This is a genomic window from Mesorhizobium sp. M2E.F.Ca.ET.219.01.1.1 (genome assembly GCF_004016445.2).
Taxonomy (GTDB): Bacteria; Pseudomonadota; Alphaproteobacteria; order Rhizobiales; family Rhizobiaceae; genus Mesorhizobium.
The window spans coordinates 389,643-412,037 of sequence record NZ_SADT02000006.1 but is presented as its reverse complement, the minus strand read 5'-3'; the positions used below and the strand labels follow the sequence as shown (position 1 = coordinate 412,037).

Below are 22,395 nucleotides of genomic sequence, written 5' to 3'. Positions count from 1 at the left end.
TACAAGTACTTGCGCTACGGCAGGCTATATGCATTAAAGCAGCTGTCGCGAAGGTGAACGCGTTCGGGCTTGACGCTCGCGCGCGTGCTCTTTAACGAGAAAAAACATCTTTATCTGTGAAGCGAAAGCCTGACCGCACGATGCCGGCTGTCTGGCACACGACACCGGGGCCGGCCATCGATTAGAGGCGGACGCTCCAGGCAGGCGAGGAGAAGAAACATGGCGGATCTGGCGGGTAAGGTGGTTGTCGTCACCGCGGCGGCGCAAGGTATCGGCCGGGCGAGCGCGCTGGCTTTCGCCAAGGCGGGCGCGACCGTTCACGCCACCGACATCAACGAGCCGCTGCTGGCCGAACTGGGCAAGACGCCCGGCATCCAGACCCGCAAGCTCGATGTGCTGAACGAGGCGGCCGTCGCTTCCGCCTTCGCCGAGATCGGCCGGGTCGACGTCCTGTTCAACTGCGCCGGTTTCGTCCATGGCGGCTCCATTCTGGAGATGAAGGACGAGGACCTCGACTTCGCGCTCAACCTCAATGTCCGCTCGATGATCCGCACCATCCGCGCCGTGCTGCCCGGCATGCTGGAACGCGGCGACGGCTCGATCATCAACATGGCGTCGCTGGCAAGCTCGCAAAAGGGCGTGCCGAACCGCTTCGTCTACGGTCTGACCAAGGCGGCCGTGGTCGGCCTGACCAAGGCGGTCGCCGCCGACTATGTCGCCAAGGGCATCCGCTGCAACGCCATCTGCCCGGGCACGGTCGAAAGCCCGTCGCTGCAGGATCGCATGCATGCGCAGGGCGACTATGAGGCAGCACGCGCGGCCTTCATCGCCCGCCAGCCGATGGGCCGGCTTGGCACGCCGGAGGAGATCGCCGATCTCGCCGTCTACCTTGCCGGCGCAACCTACACGTCGGGGCAGGCCTACAACATCGACGGCGGCTGGTCGATCTGACGAAAGGCGCGGATGTCGGCGGGGCTATCGGATCGAAACGTCTGAAAATCCCGACGATTTGGTCGGCATCGCAGCAGGCTCGCTTGCCGCCGGTTTGGTCGGCGACTACGGTCGGCTGGCTTTGATGGGAATTTGCAAAACCGGCCCTTGGCCGCAAGGTGGAGAACATTGAGATGAAGTTGTTGCGCTATGGCGAAGCTGGCAGCGAGAAGCCCGGCCTGCTTGATGCGGATGGGAATATCCGCGACCTTTCCGCTCATGTCGCCGATATCGCCGGCACGGCGCTTCATCCGGCCTCGCTGGAGATGCTCTCCAAGCTCGATCCGAAGTCGCTGCCGGTGGTCTCCGGCAAGCCGCGCATGGGAGCCTGCGTCGCCGGTACAGGCAAGTTCATCTGCATCGGCCTCAACTATTCCGATCACGCCGCCGAGACCGGCGCCACCGTGCCGCCAGAGCCGATCATCTTCATGAAGGCAAGCTCGGCGATCGTCGGGCCCGATGACGACGTGCTGATCCCGCGCGGCTCAGTCAAGACCGACTGGGAAGTCGAGCTCGCCGTCATCATCGGCAAGACGGCGAAATATGTCTCGGAAGACGACGCGCTGGATTATGTCGCCGGCTACGCCGTCGCGCATGACGTGTCGGAGCGCGCTTTCCAGGCCGAGCGCCAGGGGCAGTGGACCAAGGGCAAGTCCTGCGACACCTTCGGCCCGACCGGTCCGTGGCTGGTGACCAAGGACGAGGTGGCCGACCCGCAGAACCTGAAGATGTGGCTGACCGTCAACGGCAAGACCATGCAGAACGGCTCGACCAAGACCATGGTCTATGGCGTGAAGTATCTTGTCTCCTATCTCAGTCAGTTCATGTCGCTGCATCCCGGCGACATCATCTCCACCGGCACCCCGCCCGGCGTCGGGCTGGGCATGAAGCCGCCGGTGTTTTTGAAGGCCGGCGACGTGGTGGAGCTCGGCATCGAAGGGCTCGGCCAGCAGAAGCAGACGTTCAAGGCGGACGAGTAAGCACAGACTTACCCTTCTCCCCTTGTGGGGTGAGAAGCGGTCCGCGGCAGCGCCAATTGCTTGGCTTTTCGAGCTTCGAACGCCCTGAGCCTGCGAAGGGCCGGGGCGGTGGCCGCGAAGCGGCCGGATGAGGGGTGTTGGAAGGATCTCGGCGAAGCAGGATAGGCGCCGGGAATCCTTCTATCTTGAGGGCGCACTCCGCTGGAGCACCCCTCATTCCGTCTCGGCGCTGCGCGCCGATCCACCTTCTCCCACACAAGGGGAGAAGGGGAGGTTGGCGCCCTACCTCAACACCTTCCCATCCGCGCCGAACCGATACGTCTTCGCCGCATCCGGCGTCGCATAGAGCGTCGCGCCCGGCTCGGCATTGTAGACGCCGAAAATGCGCACGGTGATCAGCCCCGCCTTTTCGCAGTCGAGATAGAGGTTGGTGTCTGCGCCGAGATGCTCGGCATGCACCACCGTGCCTTTCCAGGCGCCGGAATTCGCGTCGACGGTAAGATGCTCCGGCCGCACGCCGATGGTCTTCGCCGTTTCGCCGAGCCGCGCGCCGTCGATGAAATTCATCTTCGGCGAGCCGATGAAGCCGGCGACGAATTCGTTGGCCGGCGCATTATAGAGCTCCATCGGGCTGCCGATCTGCTCGATCCGGCCGGCATTGAGCACGACGATCTTGTCGGCCAGCGTCATCGCCTCGACCTGATCGTGGGTGACATAGATCATCGTCGCCTTCAGCCGCCGGTGCAGCTGCGCGATCTCAAGCCTTGTGTTGACGCGCAGCGCCGCGTCGAGGTTCGACAGCGGCTCGTCGAACAGGAACAGTTTCGGCTCGCGCACCACGGCGCGGCCGATGGCGACGCGCTGGCGCTGGCCGCCCGACAGTTCCGCCGGCCGGCGCTCGAGATAGGGCTCGAGCGACAGCATGGCGGAAGCGATCTTGATGCGTCGCTCGATCTCGGCCGCCGGCGTGCCGGCCTGCTTGAGGCCCAGCGCCATGTTGTTCTTCACCGTCAGATGCGGGTAGAGCGCATAGGTCTGGAACACCATGGCGATGCCGCGTTTCGCCGGCGGCGTGACCGAGACATCCGCGCCGTCGATCAGCACGCGGCCGGAGGTCGAATCCTCCAGCCCGGCGATGACGCGCAGCAGGGTCGATTTTCCGCAGCCGGACGGGCCGACGAAGACGACGAATTCGCCGTCATTGACCTGAAGGTCGATGCCCTTTAGCACCTCGACCGGCCCGAAAGCCTTCTTCACATTCTCGATCTTCAGCGAGCCCACGGCTTCGTTCCTGTTTCTAGAGTTTGACGGCGTTGCCGCTGCGCACGCTCTCGTCGGCGGCAAGGCAGACGGCGAGCGATTTCACGGCATCGTCCATGTGGCGGGTGAGGTCGATATTTTCGCGGATGGCCTTGAGCAGGAAGGCCTGCTCCAGGTCGCAGAGTTCCTGGTGGCCCGGCTCGCCTTCCATCGACAGCAACTGGTCTTCCTTGGCGAACCTGCCGTCGGGTCCGGTCGCCGCACTATGCAGGCGGATGGTCGAGGTTTTGGTATGGGTGTCGATATCGTCGGACTTCACACCCTCTTTCATCACGATCGACACGCAGCCCTTGGGCGACATCACGTCCTTCACGAAGAAGGCGGTCTCGGAGATCATCGGCCCCCAGCCGGCTTCGTACCAGCCGACCGAACCGTCCTCGAACAGCACCTGCAGGTGGCCGTAATTGTACATCGAGGGCGCCACCTCGTCGCTGAGCCGCACGCCCATGCCGCGCACCTCGATCGGCCTCGCATCGGTGATCTGCAGCATCACGTCGAGATAGTGCACGCCGCAGTCGACGATCGGCGAGGTCGTCTGCATCAGCTGCTTGTGCGTGCCCCAGGTATGGCCGGAGGACTGCTGGTTCAGGTTCATGCGAAAGACATACGGGCCGCCGAGCTTGCGCGCCTCGGCGATCAGCCGGATCCAGGACGGATGGTGGCGCAATATATAGCCGATCACCAGTTTCTTGCCGTTGGCCTTGGCGGCATCGACGACGCGTTGGGCGTCGGCAACCGTCGTTGCCAGCGGCTTCTCGACGAAGACATGGCAACCGGCCTCGAAGGCCCGCACCGCATAGTCGGCATGGCTGTCGGAATAGGTCGCGATAGCGGCCACGTCCGGCTTCTCGTCGCGCAACACGTCCTCGAAGGAGCGGCGGATGCCGTAGCCGCCTAGCCCGTCCGGCAGCGGCACGTCGGAGCGGTTGACCAGCGCGACGATCTCGAAGCCGGGATTGGTGTGATAGGCCAGCGCATGGCTGCGGCCCATATTGCCGAGGCCGGCGACGACGACGCGAAGGGGTTTATCGCTCACAGACTGCTCCACTTTCTCTTGAGAGGATGAGGCGCTGACCTAGTAGGAATTGCAGCCCCTCGCTCACTTCACCGCTCCCGAGGTGATGCCGCGGATCAGCTGCCGCGAGAAGATGACGTAGAGGATCAGCACCGGCAGGATCGCCAGCGACAGCGCCGCCAGGATCGCGTTCCAGTTGGTGACGAACTGGCCGAGGAAGAGTTGCGCGCCAAGCGTCACCGTCTTGGTCTCTTCAGACGGCGCCAGGATCAGCGGGAACCACAGATCGTTCCAGATCGGGATCATGGTGAAGACGGCGACCGTCGCCATCGCTGGGCGCACCAGCGGCAGCACCAGCCTGAAGAAGATCGTGTATTCGGAAAGCCCGTCTATGCGGCCGGCATTCTTCAGATCGTTGGACACCTGCTTCATGAATTCCGACAGGATGAAGATCGCGAGCGGCAGGCCTTGCGCGGTGTAGACCAGGATCAGCGCCGTCAGCGTGTTGACCAGCCCGCTCGCCACCATCAATTGCAGGATGGCGACGGTGCCGAGGCGGATCGGGATCATGATGCCGAGCGCCAGGTAAAGGCCCATCAGCGTGTTGCCGCGGAAGCGGTATTCCGACAGCGCGAAGGCCGCCATGGCGCCGAACAAAAGCACGAAGAACAGCGAGGCGACGGTGACGACGAGGCTGTTCTGGAAATAGTGGAAGAAATCACCCTGGCCGAACACGGTGGCGTAGCCGATCAGGTCGAAGGTCTTCGGCGTCGGCGGCGTCAGCGGCGCGCCGAAGATGCCCGCGCGGGATTTGAAAGAGTTCATGACGACCAGGATCACCGGGAACAGCGCGATCACCGTGTAGGTGATAAGGATCGCGTGGGCGCCGATCGTGCGGGGAAGCGAACGGGTGGCTGTGCTCATGGCGCGCCTCAGAACTGGTAGCGACGCAGGCGCGTCTGCACGAGGAACAGGTAGACGCAGACGCCGGCGAGGATGATCAGGAACATGATCGTGGCGATCGCGGCGCCCATGTTCGGATCGCCGACCTGCAGCTGGAAGCCGAAGAAGGCGCGGTAGAGGAAGGTGCCGAGGATGTCGGTCGAATAGTTCGGCCCGGCGAGCGCCCCTTGCGCGGTGTAGATCAGGTCAAAGGCGTTGAAATTGCCGACGAAGGTCAGGATCGAGATGATGCCGATCGAGGGCAGGATCAGCGGCAGCTTGATCTTCCAGAACTGCGCCATGCCGGTGACGCCGTCGCATTCAGCCGCCTCGATCACCTCGTCGGGGATCGACAGAAGTGCGGCGTAGATCAGCATCATCGGGATGCCGACGAACTGCCAGACCGAGACCAGGCTGAGCGCGGTCAGCGCATATTGCTCCTTGCCGAGCCAGGGCGTGAAAAAGCTCTTCAAGCCGACGAAATCCATCAGATGCGGCGCCACGCCCCAGATCGGCGACAGGATCAGCTTCCAGGCGAAGCCGACAATGACGAAGGACAGGATGGTCGGCACGAAGATCGCCGTGCGGTAGAAGGCGGTGAAGCGCAGTTTTGGGCTGGAAAGCAGCGCGGCCAGCAGGATGCCGATCGGGTTCTGCACCAGCATGTGGATGATGAAGAACCAGACATTGTTCCTGAGCGCATTCCAGAAATTCACCGACCAGTTCGGATCGCCGAACAGCGTGCGGAAATTGCTGAAGCCGACGAAGACCTGTGACTGTTCGATGTTGCGGAACAAGGACAATTGGAGGGTGCCGAACAGCGGCAGGATCATGAAAGCGGTGTAGACCAGCACCGCCGGCGCCAGGAAGACGCCGACATGCCAGCGGATCGGTCTTTTCGCTCGCGTTTCTGCAGCCATGGTTTCGGTGTCCATGAGTTCGGGTTCCCCGCCGTCTCTGGGTTCCAGTTCGGTGATGCTAGCTGATGCCTCGATGCACGGCCTGGCTGTCCCCTCTGGGGTAAGACAAGGCCAGCGACAGATCGGCTCCGTCTTCCCCGCGAGATCGAGGGTAAGACCGGGAGGCGGCGCCGACAATCGCTATCTGGACCTGTTTGAACGCCGGCCGGGCAGGAGCCCGGCCGGCATCGCAATCAATGCTGTTACTTCGCCGGCTTGTACCAGCTGTCGAGACCGTCCTGCAGCTTCTTGGCCGCGGCTTCCGGGGTGTCGGTGCCGTTGATCACATTGGCCGATTCAACCCAGGTCTCGTTCTCGAGGTTCGGCGTGCCGCGCGACAGGATCTGGTAGGTCGAGCGGATGGTCGACTTGCACTTGCCGCGCCAGGAGACGAATTCCTGCGCCAGCGGGTCTTCCATCTTCACCGGCGTCGAGTTCAGGCTGAAGAAGCCCGGCAGCGCATTGGCATAGATGGTGGCGAAGTCCGGCGAAGCGACCCACGACAGGAACTTCTTGGCCTCTTCCGGATGCTTCGATGCCGCGTTCAGGCCCATGCCGATATCGGTATGGTCGGAGATGTAGCAGGTGTCGCCGGCCTTCTGCACCGGCGGCGGGAAGGCGCCCATCTGGAACTGCGCCTGGGTGTTGAACAGGCCGATCTCCCACGAGCCGGCCGGGTAAATCGCGGCGCGGCCGAGCGTGAACAGGTTCTGGCTGTCGGGATAGGTCTGCGCCTCGAAGCCGTCGCCGAGATAAGGCTTCCACTTGGCCAGTTCCTTGAATGGCTCGACCCACTGCGGATCGGTCAGCTTCTGCTCGCCCTTGATCAGCGCGGCGCGGCCTTCCTCGCCCTTCCAGTAATTCGGACCGATATTCTGGTAGCCCATGGTCGCGGCCTCCCAGAGATCCTTGGTGCCCATCGCCATCGGAATGTAGGTGCCGTCCGCCTTGATCTTGTCGAGCACGGCGTAGAACTCTTCGACCGTGGTCGGCACCTTGAGGCCGAGCTTGTCGAAGGCGTCCTTGTTGTAGATGAAGCCGTGGATGACCGAAGCCATCGGTACGCAGAAGCTCGACTTGCCGTCATCGGTCTGCCAGGCGGCCTTGGCGACCGGCGAGAAGTTGTCCATGCCGGGCAGCGAGGAGATGTCGGCAAGGTTGCCCTTCTTGAACAGCTCCAGCGACTTGTCGAAGGGGCGGCAGGTGATCAGGTCGCCGGCCGAGCCGGCGGCGAGCTTGGCGCCCAGTGCTGCGTCATACTCGGTCGGCGCCGAGGGCGCGAACACCACCTTGATGCCGGGGTTCTTGGCCTCGAAGGCCGGGATCAGCTTGTCCTTCCAGATGGTCAGGTCGTCGCCGCGCCAGCTTTCGATGTTGAGCGTCACGTCCTCGGCCAGGGCCATCCCGGTGGTGCCGAGAATGCTTGTGCCGAGCAGAAGGGCCGTCAGTAGTTTGGTCTTCATCTTCAGTCTCCCTGTTGACCTTTTTCAGGTTCGGTTTTGATGAGAACAGAGGCTCAGCGCCCCTTGCTCCCCTCGATCTCGGAAAGCGCCGGCCGCAGCTTTTGGCCGGTTCCTTCCAGTATCTTCTCGGCCGCATCGGCGTTTGCCGCGCCCGCGGCGAGCAGAATGGCGGTCTTGACCACGCCGCCGCTCTCCTCGAGCAGGCGGATGGCGTCGTCGCGGCTCTTGCCGCTGATGGCGGCGACCATGCGCACGGCGCGGTCGCGCAGCTTGATGTTGTCGGCGGTGAGATTGACCATGTAGCCGTCATGGACATGGCCGAGATGGATGGCGGTCAGCGTCGACAGCATGTTGAGCGCGATCTTCTGCGCGGTGCCCGCGCCCATGCGCGTCGAGCCGGCGATCAGCTCCGGCGGTGTTTCGAGCAGGATGGCCACGTCGGCCTGTTTGAACAGCGCGGCGCCCCGGTTGTTGGCAATGGCGATGGTCGTCGCGCCGCGACTGCGTGCGTCCTGCAGCGCCTGGACCGCATAGGGGGTCGAGCCGCTGGCGGAGATGGCGATCAGGCAGTCGCCCTTGCCGATAGCGGCCGCGGCAACAGCCGACGAAGCTTCCCCGGTGTCGTCCTCCGGTCCGCCGGCCAGCGTGCGGAAGGCGTCGTCGCCGCCGGCAATCAGGATGGCAATGCGGTCGCGCGCAATGCCGAAGGTGCCGGGCAGTTCCAGCGCGTCGGCCACGGCCATCAGACCGGAGCTGCCCGCCGCCGAATAGGCAAGCTTGCCGCCGCTCTTCAACTGCTTGGCGATGAGTTCGGCGGCAACGACGATCGCCGGAATGGCTCCGTGCACGGCCTTGGCGGCCTCGATCTGGGCGTTGGCCAGGAACGCCAGAATGGCCTCCGGGGCCTGGACATCCAGCCCCTCGGCATTCTGGTGGAGCGCTTCCGTGCGCGTCTCGGCCATCCATTTTCCTCCGACCTGAACGAACAATACCAAAAAAATACCACTTGTCCACACGCATTAACGAATTTCAGGCATCGGAACTCACTTGCCGGCAAATTAACGTGGTTTTTCAATAAAATACGGCTCAATCTTTTTTGAACCGAAATTAACGCTTGGCTATTGGTATTTTATTGGTATTATCCGCAGCGAGGAGAAAATCACGTGAAATTCGTGCTTGGCATCGATGGCGGCGGCACCAGCTGCAGGGCGGCCCTGGCGACTGTCGACGGCGCCGTCGTCGGCCGCGCCAAGAGCGGCGCCGCCAACATCCGCACCGATCTGACCGGCGCCCGCGCCAATATCGTCGAGGCGGCCAGGCAGGCTTTCCTCGCGGCCGGCGCGGACCCGGAGCTGATCCCGCACACGCCTGCCATTCTCGGCCTCGCCGGCGCCAATGTCGGCACCTACCGGCAGCAGCTCGAGGCGATCCTGCCGTTCAGCCTCAGCCGCGTCGAGACCGATGCCGAGATCGCGCTCGAGGGCGCGGTCGGCTCCGGTGACGGCGCCATGGCCATCCTGGGCACCGGCACCGCCTATATGGCGCGCAAGGGCGGAAAATCGCGCGCCATCGGCGGCTGGGGTTTCCAGGTCGGCGACCAGGGCAGCGGCGCCCGCATCGGCCGCGACCTGCTCGAGCAGACGCTGCTCGCCTATGACGGCATCCGTCCGGGCTCGCCCTTGACCGACACCATGCTTGCGGTCTTCCGCAACAATCCCGAAGACGTGGTCGAATTCACCACCAACGCCAAGCCCGGTGATTTCGGCGGCTTCGCGCCAAAAGTCTTCGAGCATGCCGAAAAGAGCGACCTCGTCGCCAACTTCATCCTCGACAAGGCGGTGGCCGATGTCGAGGCCTCGCTCGGCGCGCTCGATCTTGCCGACGACGCCCCGCTCTGCCTGCTCGGCGGCCTGGCGCCGCTCTACGCGCCGCGCCTGTCGGCGCGCTACCAGGCGCTGCTCAAAGCGCCGCTCGACGATGCGCTGGGCGGCGCCGTGCAGATGGCCATGCGTCTGTTTGCGAGTGGTTCGGAGGCGCTGCGATGAGCGCCGCCGACCAGATCTTCGCCATGTTGAAAGAATCCTCGCAGAGCGGCGCGCCGCTTTACCTGCAGCTGAGGAGAAGCATCGAGGAAGCGGTCAATCGCGGCCTGATCGGCCCGGGCGACGCGCTGCCGTCCGAGCGCGACATCGCCAGCAAGGCCGATATCTCGCGCGTCACCGTGCGCAAGGCCGTGCAGGACCTGGTCAAGGGCGGCATCCTCGTCCAGCGCCATGGCTCGGGCACTTTCGTCGCGCCGCGCATGGAGCGCGTCGAGCAGTCGCTGTCGCGGCTCACTTCCTTCACCGAGGACATGGCGCGCCGCGGCATGAGCGTGCGATCGGTCTGGCTCGACCGCGGCCTCTATGCGCCCTCGCCGGAGGAGATGATGGTGCTTGGCCTGTCCTCGACCGAGCTGGTGGCGCGCGTCGCGCGCCTGCGCATTGCCAACGACACGCCACTGGCAATCGAGCGCGCGGCGCTCTCGGCCAGCGTCTTGCCCGATCCCGAAGCGATCGGTTCCTCGCTCTATGCGGCGCTGGGCACGACCGGCAATCGCCCGGTGCGCGCCGTGCAGCGCATCTCGGCCACCAATCTCGGCGACGCCGATGCGCGCCTGCTGGAAGTGCCGCCGGGGGTTGCCGGACTGCAGATCGAGCGCATTTCCTATCTGGCGAGCGGCAAGGTGATCGAGTTCACCCGCTCGGTCTACAGGGGCGACGCTTATGATTTCGTCGCGGAACTCCGGCTGACCGGGCCGGGAGAGGAGATCCGGCCATGAGCGCCAACACCACCCATATGCGGCGCGAGATCGACGAGATCCCGGAAGCCGCCGCCCGCCTTCTCGACGGCTCGGCTTCGGCTTTGGCCGAGGCCGGTCGCGGCCTGCGCGAGCGCGACCCGCATTTCGTCGTCACCGTGGCGCGCGGTTCGTCCGATCACGCCGCGACCTTCATGAAATACGCCGTCGAGCTGACGGCCGGCCTTGCGGTCGCTTCCGTCGGGCCGTCGATTGCTTCCATCTACGGCGCGAAGCTCCGGCTGCGCGGCTCGGCCTGCCTGGCGGTCTCGCAGTCCGGCAAGAGTCCGGACATCGTCGCCATGGCCGAAACCGCGCGGGCGGGCGGCGCGCTCACCGTCGCCATCACCAACACCGCCGACTCGCCGCTCGCGCGCGCCTCCGATTACGCCATCGATATTCTCGCCGGGCCAGAACGCTCCGTCGCGGCCACCAAAACCTTCGTCAACTCGGCGGTCGCGGGCCTGGCGCTGATGGCGCATGCCACCGATGACCAGCCACTGCTCAAGGCGCTCGCCGGCCTGCCGGCCCATTTCGAGAAGGCGATCGCCTGCGACTGGATGGCGCTCGCCGGCGCTTTGGAGAACCCGCAGTCGCTCTTCATCCTCGGCCGTGGCCCCTCCTTCGCGATCGCCAGCGAGGCGGCGCTGAAATTCAAGGAAACCTGCGCCATGCACGCCGAGGCCTACAGCGCCGCCGAGGTGATGCATGGCCCGCTGGCGCTGGTCGGACCGGGCTTTCCGGTGCTGGCGCTTGCCGCTCGCGATGCATCCGAACCCTCGGTCGCCGAGGCGGCTGACGGCCTGACGGCCAAGGGCGCCGCCGCCTTCATCACCTCCGACAAGGCCAAGGCCGCGAGGCTTCTTCCCCATGTCGCCACCGGCCACCCGCTGACCGATCCGCTGCCGCTGATCGTGTCCTTCTACGGCTTCGTCGAGGCCTTCGCCCGCCATCGCGGCCTCGACCCCGATACGCCGCGCAATCTGCGCAAGGTGACGGAAACCGTATGAGCGACCGTTTCGCACTCACCGGCGCCCGCATCTTCGACGGCGCCGACTGGCATGACAACGCCGCCCTTGTCGTCAAGGGCGACGTGGTCGAGGCCATCCTGCCCGCCGGCGCCATTCCGTCCGGCGTTCCGGCGGTCGAAACCGGCGGCGGCCTGCTGGTGCCCGGATTCGTCGACATCCAGGTCAATGGCGGCGGCGGCGTCATGCTCAACGACCATCCCGACCTCGCCTCGATCGAGACAATCTGCCGGGCGCATGCGCCTTTCGGCACCACGGCCCTGCTGGTGACGCTGATCACCGACACGCCGGCGATCACCGCCGCCGCGGTCGCCGCCGGCGCCGAGGCGGCCCGGGAAAAAGTGCCGGCCTTCCTCGGCCTGCATCTGGAGGGGCCGCATCTGTCGATCGCCCGCAAGGGCGCGCATGATCCGGCGCTGATCCGGGCGATGACGGACGCCGATCAGGCGGCGCTGATCGCTGCGCGCCAGGACCTGCCGGTGCTGCTCACCACCATCGCGCCGGAATCTGTCCAGCCGGATCGCGTCGCGGCGCTGGCCAAGGCCGGTGTCGTCGTCAGCCTCGGCCATAGCGACACCGACTACGCTACCGCCAGCGCCTACGCCGCCGCCGGCGCCACGGTGGTTACGCATCTGTTCAATGCCATGAGCCAGATCGGCAACCGCGAGCCGGGCCTGGCGGGCGCGGCGATCGACACTGGCGGCCTATACGCCGGCATCATCGCCGACGGCATCCATGTCCATCCGGCAACGATGATGCTGGCGCTGCGCGGCAAGCAGGGACCGGGCAAGATCGTTCTGGTCACCGACGCCATGGCGACGATCGGTACCGACATGACATCCTTCACGCTGAACGGCCGCACCATCTACCGCAAGGACGGCAGCCTTAGGCTCGCCGACGGCACGCTGGCCGGCGCCGACCTCGACATGATTTCGGCCGTCCGCTACGTCCATCGCGCCATCGGGCTCGATCTCGACGAAGCCCTGCGCATGGCCTCGCTCTATCCGGCCGAAGCGATCGGCCAGGCGCACCGGCTCGGGAGATTCGCCAACGGGACAGCGGCCGACATTGTTGGCCTGTCGGAGGGGTTGGATGTGAAGGACGTCTGGATCGGCGGCGAGAAGGTTTTTGGCAGCTGAGTCCCAGCGCGGCAGCGGTGGGGAAGCTTTGAGACGTCGGCGGGACAGCACCCCCCTCTGTCCTGCCGGACATCTCCCCCGCAAGGGGGAGATCGGACGTCACCGCGGCTTTCGCCAATCACCAACGTCGCGGAATAGAGCGGGGCGCGGAAGCTGCCAATCTCCCCCCTTGCGGGGGAGATGGCCGGCAGGCCAGAGGGGGGTGCGAAGGATCGCGACCGATCTCACCCTTGCATCGCCTTCGTCGCCGAAATGGCGTTCAGCGTTAGCCGGCTTTGGCGTAGATATCCTTATACGCCTCACGCAAAACATTCTTCTGCACCTTGCCCATCGTGTTGCGCGGCAACTCTTCGACGAACACCACCTGCTTCGGATGCTTGTACTTGGCCAGCCGCCCAGCAATGGCGCCGGCAATGTCGGCGGCGCTGATCGCCGATCCCGGTTTGCGCACCACCACCGCCGTCACGCCCTCGCCGAAATCGGGATGCGCGACGCCGATCACCGCGCTTTCGGCCACGCCGTCGAGCGCGTCGATCTCGCTCTCGATCTCCTTCGGATAGACATTGTAGCCGCCCGAGATGATCAGGTCCTTGCCGCGGCCGACGATGTGGACATAGCCGTCGGCGTCGATCAGCCCGAGGTCGCCGGTGATGAAGAAGCCGTCATCCCGGAACTCGGCCTTGGTCTTCTCGGGCATGCGCCAATAGCCGGCAAACACGTTCGGGCCTTTGACCTCGATCATGCCGATCTCGCCCTGGACGAGTGGCCTGCCATCCTCGGGATCGGTGATGCGCAGCGAGACGCCGGGCAGGGGGTACCCGACCGTGCCGGCGCGCCGCTCGCCGTCATAGGGGTTGGATGTGTTCATATTGGTCTCGGTCATGCCGTAGCGCTCGAGGATGGCGTGGCCGGTCCGCTCGCGCCAGGCCTTGTGCGTCTCGGCGAGCAGCGGCGCGGAGCCGGAGATGAACACCCGGATCGTCTTCGTCGCCTCGCGCGTCAGGCCCTCCTGGTGCAACAGCCGCACATAGAAGGTCGGCACGCCCATCAAGGCCGTCGCGCGCGGCATCAGCGACAGGATGCGCGCGGGATCGAATTTCTGCTCGAAGAACATCTTGGCCCCGGCCATCAGGATGACGTTGGTGGCGACGAACAGGCCGTGCGTGTGGAAGATCGGCAGCGCGTGGATCAGCACATCGTCGGCGCCGAAGCGCCACTGCTCGACCAGCACGCTGGCATTGGATGCAAGGTTCTCGTGGCTGAGCATCGCGCCCTTGGAACGACCGGTCGTGCCTGAGGTGTAGAGGATGGCGGCAAGATCGTCCGGTCCCCGCGCGACATCGCTGAACTCCGTCGCCTGCCGTAAAGCCTGGCTGGCCAGCGTTCCCTGTCTGTCGCGGCCGAGCGTGAGCACCGTGGCGCCGATCGACGCGGCAAGCGGCTCGACGCCGGCAAGCCGGTCCGGATCGCACACGATCAGCTTCGGCTCGGCGTCGCGGAAGAAATAGTCGAGCTCGGGCAGCGTGTAGGCCGTGTTGAGCGGCAGGAAGACCGCGCCGGCGCGCAACGAGGCGAGATAGAGCAGGGCCGCCTCCGGGCTCTTCTCGACCTGGACCGCGACGCGGTCGCCTGGCTCGACGCCCGCCTGCGCCAGCGCATGCGCCAGTTGCGCCGACTTCGCCAACATGTCGCCATAGGTGATCGAACGGCCGTCATCCGTCTCCATCAGCAACCGGCCGGGCGCCGGCATGCGGGAACGGAACGCGTCGAAAAGATGATTGGTCATGCAATGTTCCTCAGGCGCGGACGCCGCATGGCACATGCGTTGCGCTCGCCTGAGCGAATACCAGATTTGGCGGCCGGAGCAAAAATTGCGGGATGGCTTTCAGCCGCTATCTGCGGCCTGCCTTGCGGACGCCAGCCCTCGGGTCATAGCCCTGGGCGAAGCGTTCCATGCACATCGCGGCAGTGAGGCGGTAGTGGTTGAGAAGCGCCTCGACCGCGCCGTCAGCGTCGCCATCCAGCGTGCGCTCGGCGATGATGCGGTGCTCGCCAAGATCGTCGCGCCCCATCCCCGGCCCTTCCTGCGAGATCAGCCGGTAGCGTGAGGCCTGGTCGGAAAGCTGGTCGCAAAAGCCGATCAGCCAATGCGACCTGCATGCCGCGATCAGCGCGCGATGAAAGGCGCGATGCAGCTTCTCCCATTCCGGGTTGTTGGTTGCCGGGTCGTCGGGCAGGCGACGCTCGGCGCGGGCCAGGCGGTGAAGGGCCAGCACCAGCTGTTCTTCCCATTCGGCTGTTCGGTGAGCAATGGATTCGCGCAGCGCCCGTTCCTCCAGCCAGCACCGAGTGCGCGTCAGTTCCTCCAGTTCCGCGGCGCTGACGGGCATGAGGAAGAAGCCGCGCTGGTCATGCCGCCCGAGCAGGCCTTCGGCGGCAAGGCGGTTGAGGGCCTCGCGCACCGGTGACGCGCCCGCGCCGTAGCGCGAAACGACCCACTCGACACGCAGCTTGCTCTCGGCCTCCAGCGCGCCGCGCAAAAGATCATCGCGGAGTTGTTGGTACACTGAACTGGCCAGCGTGCTCTTGGCGCCCTTGCCTTCGCCCGGATCAGCAGTCCCGTGTGTCAAATGAACTCCTATTGCTTGCCCAGTTTTTGTCAGGGCCCCTCGGTCAAGCAATTTCCCGTACATGTATCATACAGCCGGGCAAGGGGGGCTCAAGCGGAAGATGATGATATTCGACTTTAAGACAAGGCGGTTGGTTTGTTGAATGTGTGAAGTAGAATCTCGATAAAGAAACCGCTATTGCTGCACTGCATCATATACTGAACAGTCGTTCAATGAGCGCTGCGGCTTTGCAATTCGCGAGAGGCGGGACGGTTGTGTGTACTTAGCTGGAGGCCTTGTCGGCGGCCGCGCGGATTGCTTCGATATTTGCCCTATAGGCTTCGACGCTGCCGCCCTTGAAGACGGCGGCGCCCGCCACCAGCACATTGGCGCCGGCCGCGGTCACCAGGGGCGCCGTCTCGGCCGAGACGCCGCCGTCGATCTCGATATGGATCGGACGGCTGCCGATCAACGCCTTCACCCGCTTCACCTTGTCGACGATCGACGGGATGAAGGCCTGCCCGCCGAAACCCGGATTGACGGTCATGATGAGGATCAGGTCCAGCCGGTCGAGCACATATTCGATCGCCGTCTCCGGCGTCGCCGGGTTCAGCGAAACGCCGGCTTTCTTGCCAAGGCTCTTGATGGTCTGCAGCGAGCGGTCGAGATGCGGCCCGGCTTCGGCATGCACCGTCATGCCGTCGCAGCCAGCCTCGGCGAAGGCCGCCAGGTAGGGATCGGCCGGCGCGATCATCAGATGGCAGTCGAAGAAGGCCTTGGTGCGGTTGCGGATCGCCTTGATCACCGGCGGGCCGAAGGTGATGTTGGGCACGAAATGGCCGTCCATAACGTCGAGATGGATCCAGTCGGCGCCGGCCGCCACGACAGCCTCGACCTCATCACCCAGCTTCGAAAAATCCGATGCCAGCACCGAAGGCGCGATCAAGGTTTTTTTGCTCATGGGTCGGGCTCGCTTTTGTTGCAGACGCGAATGTCAGGACTGCCTAATGCATGTCGCCCAAAAGTGACCTCGGTTTTGGGAAGACGACATGCATAAAAACAAAGACCTAAAGCGCGTCGCATGAATCCGGTTCAACGCGACGCGCTTTAGAGCATTTTGCGGCCAAGTGGACAAGAAAAACCCGCCGGGTCGCTCCGGCGGGTTTCGTCTTCAGCCGACTGGAATCACGGCTTGAAGTTCTGGATGTTGGCGCCGCTCGGGTCCTGAATGATCCGCCGCGGCTGGCGCTGCGGTACCAGTTGCTGCAGCACGTTCGGATTGAGCAGGATGCCGGGGTTGATCTCGATGCCCGGCCGCCTGCGGATCGGCGTGCAGTCCGGGTACCGTCCGGTCGTGCCGACCGGGCAGCGCCGACGGGTGAAGACTGGCTGGCACTGTCCGTCGATGAACTCCGCGCCCGGCGCGCATTCCACCTGCGGCTTGCGGCACGCGCCATTGCGGATCTCGGTTCCGCGCGGGCAGACGCAGTCGCCCCGCTTGTTGTGGACCTGGCCGCGGATGGTGCACTGCTCCTGGCTCGACTTCGGCCGCTGGCAGGCCTTGCCGCGCACTTCCAGGCCGTCCGGGCAGGCGCAGTTGCCATTGGCGTCGCGTACCTGGCCGCGGATCGGGCACTGCTTCGACACGATCGGCCGGCAGGCGCCGTCACGCACCTCGGTGCCGCTCGGGCAGACACAATCGCCATCGGCGTTGCGGGACTGGCCGCGGATACGGCACTGGGCAGGCGGCTGCCTGTCAGGCACGCAAGCCTTGGCAATGCGGTCGAGATGCGTGCCGTCGGGGCAGGTGCAGCCGTTCGATGTCGGCACCGCGCCAGGGATCGTGCATTTCGGCGGGGCGACCTGGCACACGCCGTTCACCAGCTCGCCGCGGCGGCACACGCAATTGCCGTCCTGGTCGCGGTACTGGCCGGGACGCAGCGTGCATTGCGGCTCCTGGGGCTCTTCGGCCTGAACGCACTTTCCGTTTTTCAGCTCCGTGCCGCGCGGGCAGACACAGCGTCCATCCTCGGTTCGGATCTGGCCCTGCAGCAGGACGCAACGCGGCGGTGGCGGCAGCGGCAGGAGCTTGGTGCCTCCGCCGGACGTGCCCCCACCAGCCGAACATTGCCCGTTGCGGAAGGTGGTGCCCTCCGGGCAGACGCAGCGGCCGGCCGAGTTCATCACCATTCCATACAAGCACTGGTTCTTCACCTCACGCCGGATGGTGAAGGGATGGCACGCGTAAGCCTTGCCGCGATCGCCCTGGACGTTGGTCAGGTCGCGAGACAGCACGTCGCCACCGCCCTGCACCGGCGTGTTCGGAGGAAGCACGCCGACGCAGTTCTGTCCACTGACCGTGCCTTGCAGAGCGGCAAGACGCCCATCCTCCGGAAGGATCACGGTGACGTGGTGGCTGTGGCTTTCGCCGGCGCCCAGCGTTAGATCGGCGATGCAGGACGCGGGCAGCGTCGTTGGCTCCGGCGAGCAGCCAAAGGGCGGGTCGATCGAGGTGATCTGAACGCCTTCCAGCCGGCCGAGACCTTCCACGCCGATCGCATCGCCGATGCGGACCGGACCGGAGAAGGGGTTCGGCCCGTCATTCGTGATGGTGATCTCGAACGCGCAGGGTTGTCCCGGCTGGCACTCGGCATCGCCGGTCTTCTCGACACGGATGGTGGAGGCGCCGCCACCCTTTGCGCAGGCCTGTCCGATCGGATAGACGATGTCGTCGCCCGGCGCCGGCCCGAAGCTGCCGCGCGCGCAGTTCTCGAACGCGCCATTGCCGCTCACCGTCACGTCGAAGTGCCGGCTGGTCCCGGGCGCCATGACGGCGCCGGGAATCTGGCACGACAGCGAGTTTGCAGGCACCAGACCGCAGCTCCACTCCGCACCGTCAGGGGTGACGGTCTGGATCTGGACGGGCGCTCCGCCCGACACCAGCACGGCGGCATCGCTGACCCGAACCGGGCCAGTCGGGGCGGCAGTGCCGGCATTGCTGACGGTGATGCGGCAGGAAACAGCTGCGGCACCGGCCAGCGAACCGCCGCAGGTCTTGGTGATGCGCAAGCCGGGCTGGCCGCCATTCGGATGGCGGATGCGCTCGGTCGCGCAGGCCTTGTTGTTGGCGAGGTCGACCTCGCCGGGAACGCCTTTCACCTCTGCGCAGTTCTCCACCGTGTCCGGCCGGTAGTTTGCTGGCATCACCGCCTTGACGACGATCGGCGTCGAGGCGCCCGGAGGCAGCGTGATGCCGGCATTGTCGCAGCGGAACTGTCCAGGCCCATTCGGTCCGCAAACCCATGGCGGGCTCGGCCCGAAGGTCGATGAGGTCGGCGCGCCGCCCGGATAGGTGTCAATCACCGTCAGCGGCCCGTTATAGGTGCCGGTGCCGTTGTTGATGATGTCGATGACGAAGTAGCAGACGCCGTCCGGCGTGCAGACCGGGGCGCGGGCGCGCTTCTTCAGGATAAGATCGACCTTCTTCTCGACCGGCGGATTGCACTGCGGATCGCGATCGCCACGGCGGCAGATCGGGATCGAGGCGCAGCCGCGGTCGTTCTGCTGGCTGCCGAACAGCGGCTTGCCGCTGGCCTGGTAGTCGTAGGCGGCGCAGTTGCGCAGGGCGCCGCCCTGCCAGCCGCCCGCCGGCTTGAAGCCGAGCTTGAGGTTGACCGAGGCGCCCGGGTTGAGCGTCGTTGCCGGATAGGTGCAGGTCATCGGCGTCGTGCCCGGCACGCAGACCCACGGCGCATTCGGCCCGGAGGTCAGCACCGAGCCTGCCGGCAACGTCACCTCGTCGAGCACGATCTTGCCGTTATAGGGCGCGTCGCCGACATTGGTGACGGTGATGGTGAAGTCGCAGCCGCCGGCCATCGTGCAACGCGGCACGTCGGCATGTTTCTCGACCTTGAGGTCCGGCTCCTTGTCCTTCGGCGGGCATCTCAGATCACGCGGGATGACGATGTCGATGATCTGCGTGCAGCAGAGCCCCCAGCCCTCCTTCGGCCCGGCATAGGTCTCGATACCGGTGACGATGAGGTGGATGGCCTCGCCGGGCGAGGCGCCGATGATCTTCCAGTTCAGCACGCCGCCGCCGACCGGCACCTTCTGCATGTCGGGAACGATGCTGATGCCGGCAGTGGTCGTCGACACCTGCACCCATTTGCCGCCCATCTCGGGTCCGACCGGCATATGGTAGATGAAGGCGCCGCCGCCGGGCACGCAATCGACAGTGCCGTGCTCGACCTTGAAGCATTCCTTGCTTGGAGGCGGAGGCGGCGGGTTGCATTTGGTCAGGTCGATCTTGATCGAGGTTTTCACCCCGGTGAGGAAATCACCGTCGTCGGGCTTGTTCGGATCCTGCGAGGGGATGGTCGTTGCCGGTCCGCCCCGCAACGAGACCTTGATCTCTCCCTGGTTGTCGACCGTCGCCGCTACGGGAAAAGTCGCATGGTCTATCTTGGCGGCGATGCGGAAGGTGATGACGCGCTCGTTGGCAGCACCCGCGCCATCGAGGTTGGCAGCGCTGATGCGGAAGTTGGAAACGCTCGCCGTGTCGTTCGGGCCGGCCGACGTGCTGATTGAAGCAGTCGGTAGCGGTCCGCCGGAGGCGCTGGTGCCGTCGCCGGCGACATTGACGCTGACGATCTGCAGGCCGTGCGGCAACTGGTCCCTGAAATCGAGCCTTGTCGCTTTGAGCAAGGCCGCCACGCTCGGCCGGTCGAAGTCCTGCGGGTCGCCATGGATGCCGAAGCTCAGGACATATTCGACCGTATCGCAGCTTCTCTGGCCGCCTTTCTTGATGAAGAAGGGCACGATCCGCGCGAGTTCCGCGTTGATGCCGCGTGACGCTGGATTGGCGGCCTGATTGGTCGCGGCCGGCGCCTGGTCCTGGGCGAGCGCCGACAGAGCCGGCATCATGGCGACCGCGATACCGGCCGCCATCAGCCAGCGCGCGCCGCGCTTGGCATATGACAGGGGTTTCATGATCGTCTCCATGACGGTTTTGCGTGGGGCGAAGCGGGAATGGACGAGATCGCTCATCTTTCCCTCCTCGGCGCTTCGCAGTCGACGGCTGGCGTTCTGAGCGGCAGCGTCATCTTGCAGCAAGGGTAGTAGCCACCCTTGTCCTGGTCGGACTTGCGGTAGAAGCAGAGCCCGACATTGACGGTGTCGCCCGGATCATGGCCGGTGATGTCGATTGTGTAGGGTTTGCCCGGGACGTGCGACATGGGGGTAGTCACCCCGACGCCGGGCGTCCTGGACTGCGCCTTGATCGAATCGCCGCCAAAGCCGGCATGGTCATGGAGAGTGAGTTCGGCCCGCAGCCCGCGCGGCGTGCAGTAATAATGCACGTCCTCGACATCGACGCAGGGCGGCAGGTTGCCGGGCGGCGGGAAGTCGGGCGGGTAGAACGGAGGCAGATAGCCGCCGGGGATTTCCTCGTAGTAACCGGCGCGGCCCTCGCAGGGGCGCCAGACCCTGACGTCGCCGACATGGCCTTGCACATCCGGGTCCTCGAAATAGCCGTCGAAGTCGACGAACCATGAGCCGAAGGGCGGCACGTTGGCCGGCTTGACCAGCGCGCTCGGCGTCAGCTGCACGCCATGCACCGCAAGCGGTCCGCCGGCGGCAAGCCGCTCGGCGAGCTCCGGATTGTCGCGCAATTTGTCGCCGGTGTTGACGACGGTATCGGTGCAGACGGACGTGTCGAGATTGCCTTCGGCATCGTAGCGATATTGCAGGTCGACGCCGCCCGCCGACTGGCGGTTACCTTCTGGGAAGCCGACCGCATATTCCTCTGGAACCTCGACCCAGGCCGATTCCGTCGCCGGATCGTCCGGGTCCTCGCGCCAGTAGCGGATCAGCTCGCCTTTGCCGGAATCGGCGAAGCGGCTGTAATCGTAGCGGTTCTCGACCGGGCCGCGCTGGGCGAGATACATGAAGCCCTTGTTGTCAAAGGCGATATCGGTGACGGCATAGTCCTGGTCCGCCTCGACCGTGAGCTCCCAGCGCGGATCGCCGGCGAAGCTTCCGTCGCTCGCAATGCCGACCGACCAGATTTCGGCCTTCTCGCCGACGGAATAGTAGAGCCGGCCGCCATGATAGGCGACTGCCCAGACGCGGCGCGCATCCTGCGTGTAGCCCCACGTTTCGGAGTCTTCGCTATCGAAAGCGGCAGCCTGGATGTCCATCACGGCGCCGTCGTCGGGGACGGGGCTGAGCCCATGCGCCGGGCGTCCGGCAACGCCATGGTCGAAGCTGTCGATCAGATTGCCCTCGATATCGACGCGGTGAATGAGCCCCGTGTCGAGATCCGAAGCGAAGAACTCGCGATGGGCCGGATCGAAGGCGAGGTTGCCGATGCCCGGCCCGCTGTTGGTGTCGATGTCGGCGAATTTCGAGACAGCACCCGTGATGCCATCGATCTTCCAGATCGTGCCCGGGCCGCCGCCATTCTCGGTGCCGAACTGGCCGTCCATGAAGACCGCGCCGGCGGCGCCGCGGCGCTGCCGTTCCGGCCTGCCGTCATTGTCGGCGTCTGGCGTGACGATCTCGATGCCATGCAGCGAGGTCGCGGCCGCATAGAGGTTGGGAATGCCCGACGGCACGCCGTCGCGCACGCCGTCGTCATAGGTGAGGCCGAACACCTCACCGATCTGCCCGGCGCTCACCTCGAAGGGGGGCGGCGTGAAGACAAGCTGGCCGGAGGCAGGCCCGCCGAGATGCGTTACGTCGAAAACGCGCAAGGATGCGCGGGACGTGTCGATGAAGGTCTCGTCGACCGGGTCGACGCCGGGCGGCAGACCCTGATCGAAATCGGGAATGATGGTTCCCGGAAAGCCGGTGACCGCCATCGAGCCGGGATAGATGATCTGGGTTTCCTGTGCCTGCGCCGCGCCGCCGATCCACAGGCCGGCGGACAGCGCCAAAGCGAGAATTCCGCTGCTTGTCGCGATTGCGCGGCGCAAACGGCCGCCGTGAGAACGCAGGAACGAGCTGCGAACGCCAGACATTGAACTCCCCCCGAAGCCGCTGGGAGAAACGTCCATTCTTGCCGCGCCAACCAGGGCAAGGCGCGGCATTGCAGCACGTTCTTCCCCGATCG

17 protein-coding genes are annotated in these 22,395 nt (G+C 65.3%); 6 read left to right on the top strand and 11 right to left on the bottom strand.

The window, feature by feature from the left end:
* Window positions 1-219 precede the first annotated feature (219 nt).
* Together EN862_RS27845 and EN862_RS27840 are read left to right on the top strand one after the other, a co-directional pair.
* Window positions 220-951 carry an SDR family oxidoreductase gene (locus EN862_RS27845; RefSeq protein ID WP_127866685.1) on the top strand — a complete coding sequence of 244 codons (732 nt, stop codon included), beginning with the start codon at window positions 220-222 and terminating at the stop codon, window positions 949-951.
* A 173-nt stretch (window positions 952-1,124) separates the two neighbouring features.
* On the top strand, window positions 1,125-1,970 hold the full coding sequence (locus tag EN862_RS27840; protein WP_127866684.1) for a fumarylacetoacetate hydrolase family protein: 846 nt from the start codon (window positions 1,125-1,127) through the stop codon (window positions 1,968-1,970).
* A gap of 282 nt (window positions 1,971-2,252) precedes the next feature.
* On the opposite strand, the gene EN862_RS27835 is transcribed toward EN862_RS27840, so the two are convergent.
* The 6 genes from EN862_RS27835 to EN862_RS27810 all read right to left on the bottom strand — a co-directional run bounded on the left by EN862_RS27835 (window position 2,253) and on the right by EN862_RS27810 (window position 8,631).
* Entirely contained in the window at window positions 2,253-3,251 is a 999-nt protein-coding gene (locus EN862_RS27835) for an ABC transporter ATP-binding protein (RefSeq protein WP_127866683.1), read from the bottom strand.
* Window positions 3,252-3,267: 16 nt separating this feature from the next.
* Entirely contained in the window at window positions 3,268-4,281 is a 1,014-nt protein-coding gene (locus tag EN862_RS27830) for a Gfo/Idh/MocA family oxidoreductase (protein ID WP_245519715.1), read from the bottom strand.
* Between the two features lie 108 nt (window positions 4,282-4,389).
* Window positions 4,390-5,229, bottom strand: coding sequence for a carbohydrate ABC transporter permease (locus EN862_RS27825; RefSeq protein WP_127866681.1), 840 nt, complete (start codon window positions 5,227-5,229; stop codon window positions 4,390-4,392).
* A gap of 8 nt (window positions 5,230-5,237) precedes the next feature.
* Window positions 5,238-6,167: a sugar ABC transporter permease gene (locus EN862_RS27820; RefSeq protein ID WP_127866837.1), complete on the bottom strand. Its 930-nt coding sequence runs from the start codon at window positions 6,165-6,167 to the stop codon at window positions 5,238-5,240.
* A gap of 242 nt (window positions 6,168-6,409) precedes the next feature.
* Complete coding sequence (locus EN862_RS27815; protein ID WP_127866680.1) at window positions 6,410-7,669, bottom strand: ABC transporter substrate-binding protein; 1,260 nt, start codon at window positions 7,667-7,669, stop codon at window positions 6,410-6,412.
* Window positions 7,670-7,722: 53 nt separating this feature from the next.
* Window positions 7,723-8,631 (bottom strand): N-acetylmuramic acid 6-phosphate etherase, encoded by a 909-nt coding sequence (locus EN862_RS27810; protein ID WP_127866679.1) that lies wholly within the window; start codon window positions 8,629-8,631, stop codon window positions 7,723-7,725.
* A 201-nt stretch (window positions 8,632-8,832) separates the two neighbouring features.
* Here EN862_RS27810 and EN862_RS27805 point away from each other — a divergent pair, with 201 nt between their 5' ends.
* The 4 genes from EN862_RS27805 to nagA are packed head-to-tail and all read left to right on the top strand — an operon-like array spanning window position 8,833 to window position 12,675.
* Window positions 8,833-9,714 carry an N-acetylglucosamine kinase gene (locus EN862_RS27805; protein WP_127866678.1) on the top strand — a complete coding sequence of 294 codons (882 nt, stop codon included), beginning with the start codon at window positions 8,833-8,835 and terminating at the stop codon, window positions 9,712-9,714.
* Window positions 9,711-10,490 carry a GntR family transcriptional regulator gene (locus tag EN862_RS27800; protein ID WP_127866677.1) on the top strand — a complete coding sequence of 260 codons (780 nt, stop codon included), beginning with the start codon at window positions 9,711-9,713 and terminating at the stop codon, window positions 10,488-10,490. Before EN862_RS27805 ends, EN862_RS27800 begins: the two co-directional genes overlap by 4 nt.
* Window positions 10,487-11,518 carry an SIS domain-containing protein gene (locus EN862_RS27795; RefSeq protein WP_127866676.1) on the top strand — a complete coding sequence of 344 codons (1,032 nt, stop codon included), beginning with the start codon at window positions 10,487-10,489 and terminating at the stop codon, window positions 11,516-11,518. Before EN862_RS27800 ends, EN862_RS27795 begins: the two co-directional genes overlap by 4 nt.
* Window positions 11,515-12,675, top strand: a complete 1,161-nt coding sequence (gene nagA / locus EN862_RS27790) for an N-acetylglucosamine-6-phosphate deacetylase (RefSeq protein WP_127866675.1) — start codon at window positions 11,515-11,517, stop codon at window positions 12,673-12,675. Before EN862_RS27795 ends, nagA begins: the two co-directional genes overlap by 4 nt.
* 265 nt (window positions 12,676-12,940) lie before the next feature.
* Here nagA and EN862_RS27785 read toward each other — a convergent pair whose 3' ends face one another.
* The 5 genes from EN862_RS27785 to EN862_RS27765 all read right to left on the bottom strand — a co-directional run bounded on the left by EN862_RS27785 (window position 12,941) and on the right by EN862_RS27765 (window position 22,303).
* Window positions 12,941-14,461 carry a malonyl-CoA synthase gene (locus tag EN862_RS27785; RefSeq protein ID WP_127866674.1) on the bottom strand — a complete coding sequence of 507 codons (1,521 nt, stop codon included), beginning with the start codon at window positions 14,459-14,461 and terminating at the stop codon, window positions 12,941-12,943.
* A gap of 106 nt (window positions 14,462-14,567) precedes the next feature.
* Window positions 14,568-15,305, bottom strand: coding sequence for a GntR family transcriptional regulator (locus tag EN862_RS27780; protein WP_193771580.1), 738 nt, complete (start codon window positions 15,303-15,305; stop codon window positions 14,568-14,570).
* Window positions 15,306-15,567: 262 nt separating this feature from the next.
* On the bottom strand, window positions 15,568-16,245 hold the full coding sequence (rpe, locus tag EN862_RS27775; protein WP_127866672.1) for a ribulose-phosphate 3-epimerase: 678 nt from the start codon (window positions 16,243-16,245) through the stop codon (window positions 15,568-15,570).
* Window positions 16,246-16,469: 224 nt separating this feature from the next.
* Window positions 16,470-20,330: a DUF11 domain-containing protein gene (locus EN862_RS27770; protein ID WP_127866671.1), complete on the bottom strand. Its 3,861-nt coding sequence runs from the start codon at window positions 20,328-20,330 to the stop codon at window positions 16,470-16,472.
* Window positions 20,327-22,303: a hypothetical protein gene (locus EN862_RS27765; RefSeq protein ID WP_127866670.1), complete on the bottom strand. Its 1,977-nt coding sequence runs from the start codon at window positions 22,301-22,303 to the stop codon at window positions 20,327-20,329. Before EN862_RS27765 ends, EN862_RS27770 begins: the two co-directional genes overlap by 4 nt.
* Between the last annotated feature and the right edge of the window lie 92 nt (window positions 22,304-22,395).